The organism is Erwinia sp. LJJL01, assembly GCF_047300805.2.
Lineage (GTDB): Bacteria > Pseudomonadota > Gammaproteobacteria > Enterobacterales > Enterobacteriaceae > Erwinia > Erwinia aphidicola.
This window is the reverse complement of record NZ_CP178576.1, coordinates 1,472,477-1,487,199: the sequence shown is the minus strand read 5'-3', so window position 1 is coordinate 1,487,199 and position 14,723 is coordinate 1,472,477. Positions and strand designations below refer to the sequence as shown.

Annotated in this window: 25 protein-coding genes; 20 read left to right on the top strand and 5 right to left on the bottom strand. The window is 52.1% G+C overall.

Going from position 1 to position 14,723, the window contains the following annotated elements:
• Positions 1-112: 112 nt before the first annotated feature.
• From rplN to ACLI4M_RS07695, 20 genes are all read left to right on the top strand, one after another.
• The gene (gene rplN / locus ACLI4M_RS07790; RefSeq protein WP_048917633.1) at positions 113-484 is read left to right on the top strand and encodes a 50S ribosomal protein L14; all 372 of its coding nucleotides are present in this window, start codon (positions 113-115) and stop codon (positions 482-484) included.
• A 10-nt stretch (positions 485-494) separates the two neighbouring features.
• Entirely contained in the window at positions 495-809 is a 315-nt protein-coding gene (rplX, locus tag ACLI4M_RS07785) for a 50S ribosomal protein L24 (protein WP_048917632.1), read from the top strand.
• A 14-nt stretch (positions 810-823) separates the two neighbouring features.
• The gene (gene rplE, locus ACLI4M_RS07780; RefSeq protein ID WP_013204126.1) at positions 824-1,363 is read left to right on the top strand and encodes a 50S ribosomal protein L5; all 540 of its coding nucleotides are present in this window, start codon (positions 824-826) and stop codon (positions 1,361-1,363) included.
• Positions 1,364-1,376: 13 nt separating this feature from the next.
• Positions 1,377-1,682 (top strand): 30S ribosomal protein S14, encoded by a 306-nt coding sequence (rpsN, locus tag ACLI4M_RS07775; RefSeq protein ID WP_048917631.1) that lies wholly within the window; start codon positions 1,377-1,379, stop codon positions 1,680-1,682.
• Between the two features lie 30 nt (positions 1,683-1,712).
• The gene (gene rpsH / locus ACLI4M_RS07770; RefSeq protein ID WP_048917630.1) at positions 1,713-2,105 is read left to right on the top strand and encodes a 30S ribosomal protein S8; all 393 of its coding nucleotides are present in this window, start codon (positions 1,713-1,715) and stop codon (positions 2,103-2,105) included.
• A gap of 12 nt (positions 2,106-2,117) precedes the next feature.
• A complete protein-coding gene (gene rplF, locus ACLI4M_RS07765; RefSeq protein ID WP_048917629.1) occupies positions 2,118-2,651 on the top strand; it encodes a 50S ribosomal protein L6 in 534 nt (177 codons plus the stop codon).
• Between the two features lie 9 nt (positions 2,652-2,660).
• Positions 2,661-3,014 (top strand): 50S ribosomal protein L18, encoded by a 354-nt coding sequence (gene rplR / locus ACLI4M_RS07760; RefSeq protein WP_004160572.1) that lies wholly within the window; start codon positions 2,661-2,663, stop codon positions 3,012-3,014.
• Positions 3,015-3,028: 14 nt separating this feature from the next.
• Positions 3,029-3,529, top strand: a complete 501-nt coding sequence (gene rpsE, locus ACLI4M_RS07755) for a 30S ribosomal protein S5 (protein WP_048917628.1) — start codon at positions 3,029-3,031, stop codon at positions 3,527-3,529.
• A gap of 5 nt (positions 3,530-3,534) precedes the next feature.
• Positions 3,535-3,714, top strand: a complete 180-nt coding sequence (rpmD, locus tag ACLI4M_RS07750; RefSeq protein WP_004160569.1) for a 50S ribosomal protein L30 — start codon at positions 3,535-3,537, stop codon at positions 3,712-3,714.
• A gap of 3 nt (positions 3,715-3,717) precedes the next feature.
• Complete coding sequence (rplO, locus tag ACLI4M_RS07745; protein ID WP_048917627.1) at positions 3,718-4,152, top strand: 50S ribosomal protein L15; 435 nt, start codon at positions 3,718-3,720, stop codon at positions 4,150-4,152.
• Positions 4,153-4,159: 7 nt separating this feature from the next.
• A complete protein-coding gene (secY, locus tag ACLI4M_RS07740) occupies positions 4,160-5,491 on the top strand; it encodes a preprotein translocase subunit SecY (protein ID WP_004160567.1) in 1,332 nt (443 codons plus the stop codon).
• 32 nt (positions 5,492-5,523) lie between these two features.
• On the top strand, positions 5,524-5,640 hold the full coding sequence (rpmJ, locus tag ACLI4M_RS07735; protein WP_020322760.1) for a 50S ribosomal protein L36: 117 nt from the start codon (positions 5,524-5,526) through the stop codon (positions 5,638-5,640).
• A 146-nt stretch (positions 5,641-5,786) separates the two neighbouring features.
• On the top strand, positions 5,787-6,143 hold the full coding sequence (gene rpsM / locus ACLI4M_RS07730; protein WP_048917626.1) for a 30S ribosomal protein S13: 357 nt from the start codon (positions 5,787-5,789) through the stop codon (positions 6,141-6,143).
• Between the two features lie 16 nt (positions 6,144-6,159).
• Complete coding sequence (gene rpsK, locus ACLI4M_RS07725; RefSeq protein ID WP_004160563.1) at positions 6,160-6,549, top strand: 30S ribosomal protein S11; 390 nt, start codon at positions 6,160-6,162, stop codon at positions 6,547-6,549.
• Positions 6,550-6,582: 33 nt separating this feature from the next.
• A complete protein-coding gene (rpsD, locus tag ACLI4M_RS07720) occupies positions 6,583-7,203 on the top strand; it encodes a 30S ribosomal protein S4 (RefSeq protein WP_048917625.1) in 621 nt (206 codons plus the stop codon).
• Between the two features lie 25 nt (positions 7,204-7,228).
• Positions 7,229-8,218, top strand: coding sequence for a DNA-directed RNA polymerase subunit alpha (locus ACLI4M_RS07715; protein ID WP_002919219.1), 990 nt, complete (start codon positions 7,229-7,231; stop codon positions 8,216-8,218).
• 40 nt (positions 8,219-8,258) lie between these two features.
• Positions 8,259-8,645 (top strand): 50S ribosomal protein L17, encoded by a 387-nt coding sequence (gene rplQ / locus ACLI4M_RS07710; protein ID WP_004160560.1) that lies wholly within the window; start codon positions 8,259-8,261, stop codon positions 8,643-8,645.
• A gap of 123 nt (positions 8,646-8,768) precedes the next feature.
• Entirely contained in the window at positions 8,769-9,140 is a 372-nt protein-coding gene (locus ACLI4M_RS07705) for a DUF1992 domain-containing protein (protein WP_048917624.1), read from the top strand.
• A complete protein-coding gene (zntR, locus tag ACLI4M_RS07700; protein ID WP_133622567.1) occupies positions 9,140-9,571 on the top strand; it encodes a Zn(2+)-responsive transcriptional regulator in 432 nt (143 codons plus the stop codon). The genes ACLI4M_RS07705 and zntR overlap by 1 nt, the downstream gene beginning before the upstream one ends.
• Before the next feature lie 55 nt (positions 9,572-9,626).
• A complete protein-coding gene (locus tag ACLI4M_RS07695; protein WP_048917622.1) occupies positions 9,627-9,842 on the top strand; it encodes an alternative ribosome-rescue factor A in 216 nt (71 codons plus the stop codon).
• Positions 9,843-9,883: 41 nt separating this feature from the next.
• Here the strand turns inward: ACLI4M_RS07695 and mscL are convergent, their stop codons facing one another.
• The 5 genes from mscL to def all read right to left on the bottom strand — a co-directional run bounded on the left by mscL (position 9,884) and on the right by def (position 14,681).
• Positions 9,884-10,297, bottom strand: coding sequence for a large-conductance mechanosensitive channel protein MscL (gene mscL, locus ACLI4M_RS07690; RefSeq protein WP_048917621.1), 414 nt, complete (start codon positions 10,295-10,297; stop codon positions 9,884-9,886).
• Positions 10,298-10,426: 129 nt separating this feature from the next.
• Positions 10,427-11,803 (bottom strand): Trk system potassium transporter TrkA, encoded by a 1,377-nt coding sequence (trkA, locus tag ACLI4M_RS07685; RefSeq protein WP_048917620.1) that lies wholly within the window; start codon positions 11,801-11,803, stop codon positions 10,427-10,429.
• A 60-nt stretch (positions 11,804-11,863) separates the two neighbouring features.
• Positions 11,864-13,153, bottom strand: a complete 1,290-nt coding sequence (rsmB, locus tag ACLI4M_RS07680) for a 16S rRNA (cytosine(967)-C(5))-methyltransferase RsmB (RefSeq protein WP_133622568.1) — start codon at positions 13,151-13,153, stop codon at positions 11,864-11,866.
• Positions 13,154-13,200: 47 nt separating this feature from the next.
• On the bottom strand, positions 13,201-14,148 hold the full coding sequence (gene fmt, locus ACLI4M_RS07675; RefSeq protein ID WP_133622569.1) for a methionyl-tRNA formyltransferase: 948 nt from the start codon (positions 14,146-14,148) through the stop codon (positions 13,201-13,203).
• A gap of 23 nt (positions 14,149-14,171) precedes the next feature.
• Positions 14,172-14,681, bottom strand: a complete 510-nt coding sequence (def, locus tag ACLI4M_RS07670; protein ID WP_133622570.1) for a peptide deformylase — start codon at positions 14,679-14,681, stop codon at positions 14,172-14,174.
• Positions 14,682-14,723: the final 42 nt, after the last annotated feature.

The following is a 14,723-nucleotide window of genomic DNA, read 5'->3' as shown; positions in this document are numbered from 1 at the left end:
TTTCTACCCATATTCAGGAAGCAGTGTTATAATGCTGCGCCCTCAATAATGGGGCTTTTATACGACCTGAATCAGGTCCCGAAGTAGTAGTTGACATTAGCGGAGCACTAAAATGATCCAAGAACAGACTATGCTGACCGTCGCCGACAACTCCGGTGCACGTCGCGTAATGTGTATCAAGGTTCTGGGTGGCTCGCACCGTCGCTACGCAGGCGTAGGCGACATCATCAAAATTACCATCAAGGAAGCAATTCCTCGCGGTAAGGTTAAGAAGGGTGATGTGCTGAAAGCGGTAGTGGTGCGCACCAGGAAGGGTGTTCGTCGCCCGGACGGTTCTGTCATTCGCTTCGATGGTAATGCATGCGTTATTTTAAACAATAACACTGAGCAGCCTATCGGAACGCGTATTTTTGGGCCGGTAACTCGTGAGCTTCGTACTGAAAAGTTCATGAAAATTATCTCTCTGGCACCAGAAGTACTCTAAGGAGCGAAAAATGGCAGCTAAAATCCGTCGCGATGACGAAGTTATCGTGCTGACCGGCAAAGATAAAGGTAAGCGCGGTAAAGTAAAAAATGTTCTGTCTTCAGGCAAACTGATTGTTGAAGGTATCAACCTGGTTAAGAAGCACTCAAAGCCGGTTCCGGCTCTGAACCAACCAGGTGGCATCGTTGAAAAAGAAGCTGCTATTCAGGTTTCTAACGTTGCGCTCTTCAACTCGGCAACCGGTAAGGCTGACCGTGTAGGCTTTAGATTCGAAGACGGCAAAAAAGTCCGTTTCTTCAAGTCTAACAGCGAAACTATCAAGTAATTTGGAGTAGTACGATGGCGAAACTGCATGATTACTACAAAGACGAAGTAGTTAAACAACTCATGACTGAGTTTAGCTACAATTCTGTCATGCAAGTCCCTCGGGTCGAGAAGATCACCCTGAATATGGGTGTGGGTGAAGCGATCGCTGACAAGAAACTGCTGGACAACGCAGCAGCTGACTTAGCAGCAATCTCCGGTCAAAAGCCGTTTATCACCAAAGCACGCAAGTCAGTTGCAGGCTTCAAAATCCGTCAGGGCTATCCGATCGGCTGTAAAGTAACTCTGCGTGGCGAACGCATGTGGGAGTTCTTTGAGCGTCTGATTTCTATTGCTGTTCCACGTATCCGTGACTTCCGTGGCTTGTCCGCTAAGTCATTCGATGGCCGTGGTAACTACAGCATGGGCGTTCGTGAGCAGATCATCTTCCCAGAGATCGACTATGACAAAGTCGACCGCGTTCGTGGTTTGGATATCACCATTACCACTACTGCGAAATCTGATGATGAAGGCCGCGCACTTTTGGCTGCTTTTAACTTCCCGTTCCGCAAGTAAGGCAGGGTTACTGATGGCTAAGCAATCGATGAAAGCACGCGAAGTCGTTCGCGTGAAACTGGCTGACAAGTACCGCGCTAAACGCGAGGAACTGAAAGCTATCATTTCTAGTGTGAACTCATCCGACGAAGAACGTTGGAATGCTGTTCTCAAGCTGCAAACTCTGCCGCGTGATTCCAGCCCGTCTCGTCAGCGTAAGCGCTGCCGTCAAACTGGCCGTCCACATGGTTATGTGGGCAAATTCGGTCTGAGCCGTATCAAGTTGCGTGAAGCCGCCATGCGCGGTGAAGTACCTGGCTTGAAAAAGGCTAGCTGGTAATTACCAATTGAATCACGGGAGTAAAGACAGATGAGCATGCAAGATCCGATCGCGGATATGCTGACCCGTATCCGTAACGGTCAAGCCGCGAACAAAGTTGCGGTCACCATGCCTTCCTCCAAGCTGAAATTGGCTATTGCCAACGTGCTGAAGGAAGAAGGCTATATTGAAGAATTTAAAGTCGAAGGCGACACCAAGCCTGAACTGGAACTGACTCTTAAGTATTTCCAGGGCAAGGCAGTGGTAGAGAGCATTCAGCGTGTAAGCCGTCCAGGTCTGCGTATCTACAAACGCAAAGACGAACTGCCAAAAGTTATGGCTGGACTGGGTATCGCTGTTATCTCTACCTCTAAAGGTGTTATGACCGATCGTGCCGCACGCCAGGCTGGTCTTGGCGGCGAAATTATCTGCTACGTAGCTTAATCGGAGGAATAAATGTCTCGTGTTGCTAAAGCACCAGTCGCGATTCCTGCCGGCGTAGAGGTAAAACTCGACGGTCAGGTTATTTCGATTAAAGGTAAAAACGGCGAGCTGACTCGTACGCTCAACAAAGCTGTAGAAGTTAAGCATGCTGACAACACCCTGACTTTCGCTCCGCGCGAAGGTTTTGTGGATGGTTGGGCGCAGGCAGGTACTTCTCGTGCACTGTTGAACGCTATGGTTATCGGTGTTACCGAAGGCTTCACTAAGAAGCTGCAGCTGGTTGGTGTAGGTTATCGTGCAGCCGTTAAAGGCAACTCTGTGAGCTTAGCCCTGGGCTTCTCTCACCCGGTTGACCACGCGCTGCCAGCGGGAATCACTGCTGAATGTCCAACTCAGACTGAAATCGTGCTGAAAGGCGCTGATAAACAGCTGATTGGTCAGGTTGCAGCCGATCTCCGCGCCTACCGTCGTCCTGAGCCTTATAAAGGCAAGGGTGTTCGTTACGCCGACGAAGTCGTGCGTACCAAAGAGGCTAAGAAGAAGTAAGGTAACACTATGGATAAGAAATCTGCTCGTATCCGTCGTGCGACCCGCGCACGTCGCAAGCTCAAAGAGCTGGGTGCTACTCGCCTGGTGGTACATCGTACCCCGCGTCATATTTACGCACAGGTAATCGCACCCAACGGTTCTGAAGTCCTGGTCGCTGCTTCTACTGTAGAAAAAGCTATCAGTGAGCAACTGAAGTACACAGGAAACAAAGACGCTGCCGCTGCTGTTGGTAAAGCAGTTGCTGAACGCGCAATCGAAAAAGGCATCACTGGTGTTTCTTTCGACCGTTCTGGTTTCCAATATCATGGTCGTGTCCAGGCACTGGCAGATGCTGCCCGTGAAGCTGGCCTACAGTTCTAAGGTAGAGGTGTAAGATGGCACACATCGAAAAACAAGCTGGCGAACTGCAGGAAAAGCTGATCGCGGTAAATCGCGTATCTAAAACCGTAAAAGGTGGTCGTATTTTCTCCTTCACAGCTCTGACTGTTGTTGGTGACGGTAACGGTCGCATCGGTTTTGGTTACGGAAAAGCGCGTGAAGTTCCAGCAGCGATCCAGAAAGCGATGGAAAAAGCTCGTCGCAATATGATTAACGTCGCGCTGAACAGCGGCACCCTGCAGCACCCTGTTAAAGGCGTGCACACAGGTTCTCGCGTGTTCATGCAGCCGGCTTCTGAAGGTACCGGTATCATTGCCGGCGGTGCAATGCGCGCCGTACTGGAAGTCGCTGGGGTTCATAACGTCTTGGCTAAAGCCTACGGTTCCACTAACCCGATCAACGTGGTTCGTGCAACTCTGGATGGCCTGGCCAACATGAATTCCCCAGAAATGGTCGCTGCCAAGCGTGGCAAATCCGTTGAAGACATTCTGGGGTAATGACCATGGCTAAGACTATTAAGATTACACAAACCCGCAGTTCGATCGGTCGTTTGCCTAAACACAAGGCAACGCTGCTTGGCCTGGGTCTGCGTCGTATTAACCACACCGTAGAGCGTGAAGACACGCCAGCTGTACGCGGTATGGTTAACGCGATTTCCTACATGGTTAAAGTGGAGGAGTAACAGATGCGTTTAAATACTCTGTCTCCGGCCGACGGCTCCAAGCACGCTTCGAAACGTCTGGGCCGTGGTATCGGTTCAGGCCTCGGCAAAACCGGTGGTCGTGGTCACAAAGGTCAGAACTCACGTTCTGGCGGTGGCGTACGTCGTGGTTTTGAAGGCGGCCAGATGCCTCTGTATCGTCGTCTGCCGAAATTCGGTTTCACCTCTCGCAAAGCAATGGTCACTGCAGAAGTTCGTCTGTCTGACCTGGCGAAAGTTGAAGGCGGTATCGTCGACCTGAACACGCTGAAAGCAGCAAACATTATCGGTATTCAGATGGAGTTCGCGAAAGTGATCCTGTCTGGCGAAGTTTCTGCACCGGTAACGATTCGCGGTCTGCGTGTCACTAAAGGCGCTCGTGCTGCAATCGAAGCTGCTGGCGGTAAAATTGAGGAATAAGTAGCAGATGGCTAAGCAACCGGGATTAGATTTTCAAAGTGCCAAGGGTGGATTTGGCGAACTAAAACGCAGACTTCTGTTTGTAATTGGTGCGCTGATTGTCTTCCGTATTGGCTCTTTTATTCCGATCCCTGGTATCGATGCCACTGTACTTGCCAAATTGCTTGAGCAACAGCGTGGCACCATCATTGAAATGTTTAACATGTTCTCTGGTGGTGCTCTGAGCCGTGCTTCTATCTTTGCCCTGGGTATTATGCCGTACATTTCGGCCTCTATTATTATCCAGCTGCTGACGGTGGTTCATCCAGCGTTAGCTGAAATCAAGAAAGAAGGGGAGGCTGGCCGTCGTAAGATAAGCCAGTACACCCGTTACGGTACTCTGGTATTAGGTATATTCCAGGCGGTCGGTATTGCTACCGGCCTGCCGAATATGCCGGGAATGCAGGGCCTGGTGTTAAACCCAGGCTTTGCCTTCTACTTTACCGCTGTTGTCAGTCTGGTCACCGGGACAATGTTCCTGATGTGGCTGGGCGAGCAGATAACTGAACGAGGTATCGGCAACGGTATCTCGATCATTATCTTCGCTGGTATTGTTGCGGGTCTGCCGCCGGCCATTGGCCATACCATCGAGCAAGCGCGGCAAGGCGACCTGCACTTCCTCCTGTTGCTGTTGGTTGCAGTTCTCGTATTTGCAGTGACCTTCTTCGTTGTTTTCGTTGAGCGTGGTCAACGCCGCATTGTGGTGAACTATGCGAAACGTCAGCAAGGCCGTCGTGTCTATGCTGCGCAGAGCACACATTTACCGTTGAAAGTGAATATGGCCGGTGTAATTCCAGCTATTTTTGCTTCCAGCATCATTCTGTTCCCAGCAACCATCGCGTCATGGTTCGGGGGCGGAACCGGTTGGAACTGGTTGACAACTATTTCGATGTCATTACAGCCAGGTCAGCCGCTTTATGTGCTACTCTATGCGACTGCAATCATCTTCTTCTGTTTCTTCTATACGGCGTTGGTTTTCAACCCAAGAGAAACAGCAGATAACCTGAAGAAGTCTGGTGCATTTGTACCAGGTATTCGTCCGGGAGAACAGACGGCGAAGTATATCGATAAAGTGATGACGCGCTTAACCTTAATCGGTGCGCTGTACATTACCTTTATCTGCCTGATCCCGGAGTTCATGCGTGATGCGATGAAAGTTCCATTCTACTTCGGCGGTACTTCACTGCTGATCGTAGTCGTTGTCATCATGGACTTTATGGCTCAAGTGCAAACTCTGATGATGTCTAGTCAGTACGAGTCTGCATTGAAGAAAGCAAATCTGAAGGGCTACGGCCGTTAATTCAGGTGCTTGAGAAGTTACGGAGAGTAAAAATGAAAGTTCGTGCTTCCGTCAAGAAATTATGTCGTAACTGCAAAATCGTTCGTCGCGACGGCGTCGTGCGTGTGATTTGCAGTGCCGAGCCTAAGCATAAACAGCGCCAAGGCTGATTTAATCGCATATTTTTCTTGCAAAGTCGGGTTGAGCTGGCTAGATTAGCCAGCCAATCTTTTGTATGTCTATGCGTTTCCATTTGAGTATCCTGAAAACGGGCTTTTCGGCATGGGACGCATAAGTAATTAAATAGGAGTGCATAGTGGCCCGTATAGCAGGCATTAACATTCCTGATCATAAACATACCGTTATCGCATTAACTGCAATTTTCGGTATCGGCAAGACCCGTTCACAGGCTATCTGTGCATCTACGGGAATCGCTGAAAATGTTAAGATCAGTGAGCTGTCTGAAGAACAAATCGACATTCTGCGTGATGCAGTAGCGAAATTTGTTGTTGAAGGCGATCTGCGTCGTGAAGTCACCCTGAGCATCAAGCGTCTTATGGACCTTGGTTGCTATCGTGGTTTGCGTCATCGTCGTGGTCTTCCAGTGCGCGGTCAGCGTACTAAGACTAACGCACGTACCCGTAAGGGTCCGCGTAAACCGATCAAGAAATAATCGGGGTGATTGAATAATGGCAAAGGCACCAGTTCGTGCACGCAAGCGTGTAAGAAAGCAAGTCTCTGATGGCGTGGCTCATGTCCATGCATCTTTTAACAACACCATCGTAACTATTACCGATCGTCAGGGTAATGCGCTGGGTTGGGCAACAGCCGGTGGTTCCGGTTTCCGTGGTTCTCGTAAGTCTACGCCGTTCGCTGCGCAGGTTGCTGCAGAGCGTTGCGCAGAGGCCGTGAAAGATTACGGTATTAAGAACCTGGAAGTTATGGTTAAGGGTCCTGGTCCAGGCCGCGAATCAACTATTCGTGCCCTGAACGCTGCTGGTTTCCGCATCACTAATATTACTGATGTGACTCCGATCCCTCACAACGGTTGTCGTCCGCCGAAAAAACGTCGCGTATAACGCCCCGTTTTTTAGGAATGTTGGAGAAAGAAAATGGCAAGATATTTGGGTCCTAAGCTCAAGCTGAGCCGTCGTGAAGGCACAGACCTGTTCCTTAAGTCTGGCGTTCGCGCGATTGATACCAAGTGTAAGATTGAACAAGCTCCTGGTCAGCACGGTGCGCGCAAGCCACGTCTGTCTGACTATGGCGTGCAGTTACGTGAAAAGCAGAAAGTTCGTCGTATGTACGGCGTGCTGGAGCGTCAGTTCCGTAACTATTATAAAGAAGCAGCTCGTCTGAAAGGCAACACCGGTGAAAACCTGTTAGCTCTGCTGGAAGGTCGTCTGGACAACGTAGTTTACCGTATGGGCTTTGGCGCCACTCGTGCAGAAGCACGTCAGCTGGTTAGCCACAAATCTATTTTGGTAAACGGCCGCGTTGTTAGCATCGCTTCTTATCAGGTAACTCCGAATGACGTTGTTAGCATCCGTGAGAAAGCCAAAAAGCAGTCTCGCGTGAAAGCCGCTCTGGAGCTGGCTGAACAGCGTGAAAAGCCAACCTGGCTGGAAGTTGATGCAACTAAGATGGAAGGTGTGTTCAAGCGTATTCCTGAACGTACCGATCTGTCTGCGGACATTAACGAACACCTGATCGTCGAGCTTTACTCCAAGTAAGGCTTAGTACCAAAGAGAGGACACAATGCAGGGTTCTGTGACAGAGTTTCTAAAACCGCGCCTGGTAGATATCGAGCAAGTGAGTTCGACGCACGCCAAGGTGACCCTTGAGCCTTTAGAGCGTGGCTTTGGCCATACTCTTGGTAACGCACTGCGCCGTATTCTGCTTTCATCAATGCCGGGTTGCGCGGTGACCGAGGTTGAAATTGATGGTGTACTGCATGAGTACAGCACCAAAGAGGGCGTACAGGAAGATATCCTGGAAATCCTGCTCAACCTGAAAGGTTTGGCGGTAAGAGTTCAGGGCAAAGATGAAGTTATTCTTACTCTGAATAAATCTGGCATTGGCCCTGTGACTGCAGCCGATATCACCCATGATGGTGATGTCGAAATCGTCAAGCCGCAGCACGTGATCTGTCACCTGACCGATGAGAACGCCGCTATTAGCATGCGTATCAAAGTTCAGCGTGGTCGTGGTTATGTGCCGGCTTCTGCCCGAATTCATTCGGAAGAAGATGAGCGCCCGATCGGTCGTCTGTTGGTTGACGCCTGTTACAGCCCTGTAGAGCGTATTGCCTACAATGTTGAAGCAGCGCGTGTAGAACAGCGTACTGACCTGGACAAGCTGGTCATCGAAATGGAAACCAACGGCACTATTGATCCTGAAGAAGCGATCCGCCGTGCGGCAACCATCCTGGCAGAACAACTGGAAGCTTTCGTCGACTTACGTGATGTACGTCAGCCGGAAGTGAAAGAAGAGAAACCAGAATTCGATCCGATCTTGCTGCGCCCTGTTGACGATCTGGAATTGACTGTCCGCTCTGCTAACTGCCTTAAGGCAGAAGCTATCCACTACATCGGTGATCTGGTACAGCGTACCGAGGTTGAGCTGCTTAAAACGCCTAACCTTGGTAAAAAATCTCTTACTGAGATTAAAGATGTGCTGGCTTCTCGTGGTCTGTCTCTGGGCATGCGCCTGGAAAACTGGCCGCCAGCTAGCATTGCTGATGAATAACCCGATCACAGGTTAAGGTTTCACTGAGAAGGATAAGGTCATGCGCCATCGTAAGAGTGGTCGTCAACTGAACCGCAACAGCAGCCATCGTCAGGCTATGTTCCGCAACATGGCTGGCTCTTTGGTTCGTCACGAGATTATCAAGACGACCCTGCCAAAAGCGAAAGAGCTGCGTCGCGTAGTTGAGCCGCTGATTACTCTTGCCAAGACCGACAGCGTAGCTAATCGTCGTCTGGCATTCGCCCGTACTCGTGATAACGAGATCGTGGCAAAACTGTTTAATGAGCTCGGTCCGCGTTTCGCGAGCCGTGCAGGTGGTTACACTCGCATTCTGAAGTGTGGCTTCCGCGCTGGTGACAACGCTCCGATGGCTTACATCGAGCTGGTTGATCGTCCAGAAGCTCAAGCAGAAGCTGTAGCAGAGTAATCTGCCGCAGTATTGAAAAAACCCCGCTTGCGGGGTTTTTTTATGTCCATAATTCCTCTCTTACTTCATATCCTCACCAGTTACGCTATGCTGAACGCTTCCTGAGAACTGGAGGCCGCGACTATGTCACTGCTCGATCAGCTGGCTGAAAAACATATCCTTGCCGCACAGCGTCAGGGCGATCTCGATAATCTGGCGGGGGCTGGCCAACCGCTGCAGCTGGATGACGACAGCCACGTTCCTGCTGAACTGCGCGCCAGCTATCGTATCTTAAAAAATTCTGGCTACCTGCCACCGGAGCTGGAGCTGCGACGGGAAGCCGTTGAGCTGGATAAGCTGCTGCGTGGCATCGCCCCTGAGGATGAGCGCTATCAGCCACAGGCAAAACGACTGAAGCTACTGGAAATCAAACTTATTCAGGCGGGTATCAGTACCGATTTTCTGCATAGCCATTATGGCAGGCAGTTACAGCAGCATTTTAGCGAGGAGGAGTAATGTACCGCATAGGACAACTGGCGAAACTGGCCGATGTGACGCCGGACACCATTCGCTTCTATGAGAAGCAGCGCATGATGGATCATGAAATCCGCACCGAAGGCGGCTTTCGTCTCTACAGTGATACTGATTTGCAGCGGCTGAAGTTTATTCGTTATGGACGTCAGCTGGGCTTTACGCTGGAAGCGATCCGCGAACTGTTATCGATCCGCGTCGATCCTGAACATCACACCTGTCAGGAATCTAAGACCATCGTGCAAAAGCGGCTCACCGAAGTTGAAGCCATGTTATCAGAGCTTCAGCATATGCAGCGTTCACTGAAAAGGCTGAATGATGCCTGCTGCGGCACCGCGCACAGCAGCCGCTATTGCTCGATCCTGGAAGCACTTGAAAAGGGGGCAACCACATCAAATGTTAAAGCCGCCGATTGAAATATCCCAATCTCAGGCCTATATTCATCTGCGTCATTTACTCACAGGAAATATCATGACTGTTTACCAACATAAAAAAGGCGTCATCCGTGATAACGCCCTTGAAGCACTGCTACATGACCCACTGTTTAAACCGCGCGTTGAGGCGAACACTAAAGGTAAAGGCAGCTACCGGCGTCGTGATAAACATGCGAAGAAAGGTAACTGGGAGGCCAGTGGCCAGTGCGCAAACCGCGTATTGACCACTGGCCTTCTGCCTTTTCAGGCATAAAAAAACCGCCAGCGGTGGCGGTTTTCGCAACAGACAATCCGTTAAAGCGGTTTGTTATTCTGTTCTTTCAGCAGATCGCGGATTTCGCTCAGCAGCGTTTCTTCAGCAGAAGGTTTCGGTGCCGGTTTTTCCACTTCCTTTCTTTTGTACATCTTGTTCATCACTTTAATCGCCATGAAGATGGCAAACGCAACGATCATAAAGTCAAAAATGGTCTGCAGGAAAATCCCGTACTCCATCACCACAGCAGGCGCTGTGCCATCTGCGGCTTTTAACACCCAGCTGAACTGCTTGAAATCGACGCCCCCAATCAGTAATCCCAGCGGTGGCATGATGATATTTGCCACCAGTGAAGAGACGATTTTACCAAACGCAGCACCGATGATGACACCCACAGCCAGATCGACGACATTGCCACGCATCGCGAAATCGCGAAACTCTTTGAATAAACTCATTGTTATCTCCCATTTTTGCCAATTTTCTAAGTCTAACAAAGGATTGGCTTTTTACCACGGTGATTGCTGATAAATGTCGACATTCACCCGGGGTAACGCCGGGTGAAATCAGACAGACAGATAGGGTCGTTAGAGGAAGAACGGGCTGGGCTGGAACAGGCGTTCGACGTCCGGGACAAATTTCTTGTCGGTCAGGAACATGATCACGTGGTCCCCCTGCTCAATACGCAGGTTATCATTAGCAATCATCACATCGTTACCGCGCACCACGGCACCAATGATGGTTCCCGGTGGCAGCTTGATATCATCAATCAGGCGCCCGACCACGCGTGAGGTCGACTCCTCGCCGTGCGCGATAGCTTCAATGGCTTCCGCCACGCCGCGGCGCAGTGAAGAAACCCCGACAATATCCGCTTTACGCACGTGCCCCAGCAGCGCCGAGATGGTCGCCTGCTGCGGGGAGATCGCGATATCGATGACGCTGCCCTGCACCAGATCGACATAGGCGCGGCGCTGGATAAGCACCATAGCCTTTTTCGCGCCCATGCGCTTGGCCAGCATTGCCGACATGATATTGGCTTCATCATCGTTGGTGATGGCAATGAAAAGATCGGTTTGATCAACGTGCTCCTCGGCCAGCAGTTCCTGATCGGAGGCATCGCCATAAAACACGATGGTGTTTTGCAAGTTTTCTGCCAGCTCGGCGGCGCGCTGCTGATCGCGCTCGATCAGTTTAACGCTGTACTGTTTTTCCAGGCGCTGCGCGAGACCAAAGCCGATATTTCCGCCGCCGACGATCATAATGCGCTTATACGGTTTCTCCAGCCGCTGATACTCACTCATCACCGCACGAATATGCTGGCTGGCAGCAATGAAGAACACTTCATCGCCTGCCTCAATGATGGTGGAGCCCTGCGGGCGAATAGGGCGATCCTGGCGGAAAATAGCGGCAACGCGCGTATCGATATGCGGCATATGTTCACGCATCACGGATAGCGCATTCCCGACCAGCGGGCCGCCATAATAGGCTTTGACCACTGCCAGGCTGACTTTCCCTTCCGCAAAGTTCACCACCTGCAGCGCACCAGGGTATTCGATCAGACGATAAATATTATCAATTACCAGCTGCTCCGGAGAGATCAGGTGGTCGATGGGTACCGCTTCCGGGATAAACAGCTTATCGGCGTCACGGATATAATCCGGGGCGCGGATACGGGCGATACGGTTCGGCGTGTTAAACAGGGAGTAGGCGACCTGGCAGGCGACCATGTTGGTTTCATCAGAGTTGGTGACGGCAACCAGCATATCCGCATCTTCCGCACCGGCTTCACGCAGCACGCGCGGATGAGAGCCGTGCCCCTGCACCACGCGTAAATCGAATTTGTCCTGTAACTGACGCAGGCGCAGGGGATCGGTATCGACCACGGTAATATCGTTGTTTTCACCGACCAGGTTCTCAGCTAGCGTTCCGCCGACCTGACCTGCACCAAGAATGATAATTTTCATTATGCTTCAGTCTGTTGGTTGTCGTTCAATTTGTGGCGCGGCTAAGCCATGCCACCTGTTTCACTGTTTTATCAATTTTGCATAGTAGAAGCCATCGCCGCCTTCCACCTGCGGGAACACCTGGATACCTGGCTGAGCCAGATCGCCGGTTTCGACCAGGCTTGCATCGCCGTGGCGCTGCAGGAACTGCGCGATCTGCTGGTGATTCTCTTCCGGCAGTATCGAGCATGTGGCGTAAAGCAGCGTGCCGCCTTTCTTCAGATGTGGCCAGACGGCATCGAGGATCTGCTGCTGTAAGATCGCCAGCTCAGCAATATCGCGGTCGCGACGCAGCCATTTGATATCCGGATGACGACGAATAACGCCGGTAGCCGAGCAGGGTGCATCCAGTAAAATGCGATCAAACTGCGTATCGCCACACCACTCTGCAGGCGTGCGGCCGTCGCCAAGCTTAACCTCTGCGTGCATGTCGAGGCGTTGCAAATTCTCACTAATTCTTGCCAGACGCTGAGCATCGACGTCAACGGCCATAACGTCAGCCTGCGGCGCGGCTTCCAGAATATACGTGGTTTTGCCGCCGGGTGCGGCGCACAGGTCGAGGATCTTCTCGCCGTTTTGCGGATCGAGCAGGGCAACACAGCCCTGAGCTGAAGCATCCTGCACGGTCACCCAGCCCTGGTCAAAACCAGGAAGCTGTCCCACCGCGCACGGTGATTCCAACCGAACCGCGTCGCTATGCTGCGGGTGAGCAAATCCGGTTTTGCCGCTTTCTGCCAGCAAAGCCAGCCAGGCATCACGGCTGTGATGCTGACGATTCACGCGCAGCCACATTGGCGGGCGTTGATTATTGGCATCAACAATCTGCTGCCACTGCCCGGGCCACGCGCGCTTCAGCCTCTCCAGCAGCCATTTCGGATGCAGATACTGCTGTTCGCCGTCGTTCATCTGCTGGGTCAGCTCTTCCTGCTGGCGCTGGAACTGGCGCAGCACACCGTTGATCAATCCCTTCAGCTGCGGGCGCTTGAGGGCAACTGCCCCCTCCACGGTCTCAGCCAGCGCCGCATGGGAAGGAATGCGGGTAAACAGCAGCTGATAAAGGCCGACCATGATCAGGAAGTGAATCGCGCGCTGTTTGCCGGTCATCGGGCGTGACATCAGCTTGCTGATGATCCACTCCAGCTGCGGCAGCGTGCGCAGTACGCCGTAGCATAGCTCTTGTAACAGCGCGGCATCTTTCTCGCCTACGGCTTTCTGGGCGGCAGGCAGCACGTTGCTAAGCGACTGCCCCTGTTCGACAACCTTCTCGATAGTCTGAGCGGCAACGCTGCGTAAATTGGTATTTTTTTTCATAGAGGATTCGCATGTAAAACTGCCCGGCGGTGATGCCGGGCAGAGTATCAGGCAATGATATTGCCTGGGGTGAACCATTCGCGGCGGGAATTAAGCAGGTCCTGGGCTTTCATCGCTTTCTTGCCCGCAGGCTGGAGTTCTTCAATATTCAGCACGCCATCAGCGGTAACCACCTGAATGCCGTGCTTATCGGCCTGCAGGATCTCGCCCGGCTGGTGATGACTAACGGCAGGAAGCACGCTGGCCTTCCACACCTTCACCGGCTGCTCATCAATAATGAAGTAGCTGACTGGCCACGGATTAAAGGCGCGGATGCAGCGCTCCAGCTGCAGCGCTGACAAGGTCCAGTCGAGACGGGCCTCCTCTTTACTCAGCTTCTCGGCATAGCTCACCAGAGCTTCATCCTGCACTTCAGGCTGTGCGCTGCCGTCGGCAAGCTGCGCCAGCGTGCTCAGCATACCAGCCGGACCGAGCTCTGCCAGTTTGTCATACAGCGTGGCGCTGGTATCGTGGGCTTCAATTGGGCAGGCCAGCTTATGCAGCATATCGCCGGTATCCAGGCCCACATCCATCTGCATGATAGTCACGCCGGTTTCGGCATCGCCCGCCCACAGCGAGCGCTGGATTGGTGCGGCGCCACGCCAGCGTGGCAGCAAGGAACCGTGAACGTTGATGCAGCCGAGACGAGGCATCTCCAGCACCGCCTTTGGCAGGATCAAGCCATAAGCGACCACCACCATGACATCGGCGTTTAGCGCGGCAACCCACTGCTGATTCTCTTCAGGACGCAGGGATTTAGGCTGGAACACCGGAATGTTGTGCTGCTCAGCCAGCTGCTTGACCGGGCTGGCGGTCACTTTATTTCCGCGGCCGGCAGGGCGGTCGGGCTGAGTGAAAACGCCCACTACCTGGTGCCCGGATGACAACAGCGCGTCAAGATGACGCGCTGCAAAGTCGGGGGTGCCGGCAAAAATGATTTTTAACGATTCGGACACGTGATTCCCTTTAGTCAACGAACTTAGTCGCGGGCGCTCTGGCGATAGAGCTTTTCCAGCTTCTGACGAATACGCTGACGTTTCATTGGCGACAGGTAATCAATAAACAGTTTACCGACCAGATGATCCATTTCATGCTGGATACAGATTGCCAGCAGCCCATCCGCTTCCAACTCGTAGCTGTTTCCTTCGCGGTCCAGCGCTCGGATTTTGACTTTCTCTGAACGCGGCACCAAAGCACGCTGTTCAGGGATCGACAGGCAACCTTCTTCAATGCCGGTTTCGCCACTCTCTTCCAGCAGCTCCGGGTTAATCAGCACCAGGCGCTCATCGCGATTTTCAGAAACATCAATCACGATAATTCGCTGATGGATATCAACCTGTGTCGCTGCCAGACCGATGCCTTCTTCGGCATACATGGTTTCAAACATATCGTCGACGATACGCTGAATATCGGCATTTACTTCTTTAACGGGTTTCGCAACGATGCGCAGGCGCTCGTCAGGAAAATGTAATACCTGCAAAACGGACATAACTTTCCAGATCTGTATTCAAGGGATGAGAGTTTTAATCCT

What these genes read in the sequence shown, in the direction of transcription:
- rplF (WP_048917629.1), top strand. Translation starts at nt 2,118, where the DNA reads ATGTCTCGTGTTGCTAAAGCACCAGTCGCGATTCCTGCCGGCGTAGAG.
- rplN (WP_048917633.1), top strand. Translation starts at nt 113, where the DNA reads ATGATCCAAGAACAGACTATGCTGACCGTCGCCGACAACTCCGGTGCA.
- trkA (WP_048917620.1), bottom strand. Translation starts at nt 11,803, where the DNA reads ATGAAAATTATCATTCTTGGTGCAGGTCAGGTCGGCGGAACGCTAGCT.
- rpsE (WP_048917628.1), top strand. Translation starts at nt 3,029, where the DNA reads ATGGCACACATCGAAAAACAAGCTGGCGAACTGCAGGAAAAGCTGATC.
- ACLI4M_RS07705 (WP_048917624.1), top strand. Translation starts at nt 8,769, where the DNA reads ATGTCACTGCTCGATCAGCTGGCTGAAAAACATATCCTTGCCGCACAG.
- rplO (WP_048917627.1), top strand. Translation starts at nt 3,718, where the DNA reads ATGCGTTTAAATACTCTGTCTCCGGCCGACGGCTCCAAGCACGCTTCG.
- rpsH (WP_048917630.1), top strand. Translation starts at nt 1,713, where the DNA reads ATGAGCATGCAAGATCCGATCGCGGATATGCTGACCCGTATCCGTAAC.
- rpsD (WP_048917625.1), top strand. Translation starts at nt 6,583, where the DNA reads ATGGCAAGATATTTGGGTCCTAAGCTCAAGCTGAGCCGTCGTGAAGGC.
- rpmJ (WP_020322760.1), top strand. Translation starts at nt 5,524, where the DNA reads ATGAAAGTTCGTGCTTCCGTCAAGAAATTATGTCGTAACTGCAAAATC.
- rplQ (WP_004160560.1), top strand. Translation starts at nt 8,259, where the DNA reads ATGCGCCATCGTAAGAGTGGTCGTCAACTGAACCGCAACAGCAGCCAT.
- rpsK (WP_004160563.1), top strand. Translation starts at nt 6,160, where the DNA reads ATGGCAAAGGCACCAGTTCGTGCACGCAAGCGTGTAAGAAAGCAAGTC.
- ACLI4M_RS07715 (WP_002919219.1), top strand. Translation starts at nt 7,229, where the DNA reads ATGCAGGGTTCTGTGACAGAGTTTCTAAAACCGCGCCTGGTAGATATC.
- rplE (WP_013204126.1), top strand. Translation starts at nt 824, where the DNA reads ATGGCGAAACTGCATGATTACTACAAAGACGAAGTAGTTAAACAACTC.
- secY (WP_004160567.1), top strand. Translation starts at nt 4,160, where the DNA reads ATGGCTAAGCAACCGGGATTAGATTTTCAAAGTGCCAAGGGTGGATTT.
- rplX (WP_048917632.1), top strand. Translation starts at nt 495, where the DNA reads ATGGCAGCTAAAATCCGTCGCGATGACGAAGTTATCGTGCTGACCGGC.
- ACLI4M_RS07695 (WP_048917622.1), top strand. Translation starts at nt 9,627, where the DNA reads ATGACTGTTTACCAACATAAAAAAGGCGTCATCCGTGATAACGCCCTT.
- def (WP_133622570.1), bottom strand. Translation starts at nt 14,681, where the DNA reads ATGTCCGTTTTGCAGGTATTACATTTTCCTGACGAGCGCCTGCGCATC.
- rsmB (WP_133622568.1), bottom strand. Translation starts at nt 13,153, where the DNA reads ATGAAAAAAAATACCAATTTACGCAGCGTTGCCGCTCAGACTATCGAG.
- rpsN (WP_048917631.1), top strand. Translation starts at nt 1,377, where the DNA reads ATGGCTAAGCAATCGATGAAAGCACGCGAAGTCGTTCGCGTGAAACTG.
- rplR (WP_004160572.1), top strand. Translation starts at nt 2,661, where the DNA reads ATGGATAAGAAATCTGCTCGTATCCGTCGTGCGACCCGCGCACGTCGC.
- zntR (WP_133622567.1), top strand. Translation starts at nt 9,140, where the DNA reads ATGTACCGCATAGGACAACTGGCGAAACTGGCCGATGTGACGCCGGAC.
- rpmD (WP_004160569.1), top strand. Translation starts at nt 3,535, where the DNA reads ATGGCTAAGACTATTAAGATTACACAAACCCGCAGTTCGATCGGTCGT.
- mscL (WP_048917621.1), bottom strand. Translation starts at nt 10,297, where the DNA reads ATGAGTTTATTCAAAGAGTTTCGCGATTTCGCGATGCGTGGCAATGTC.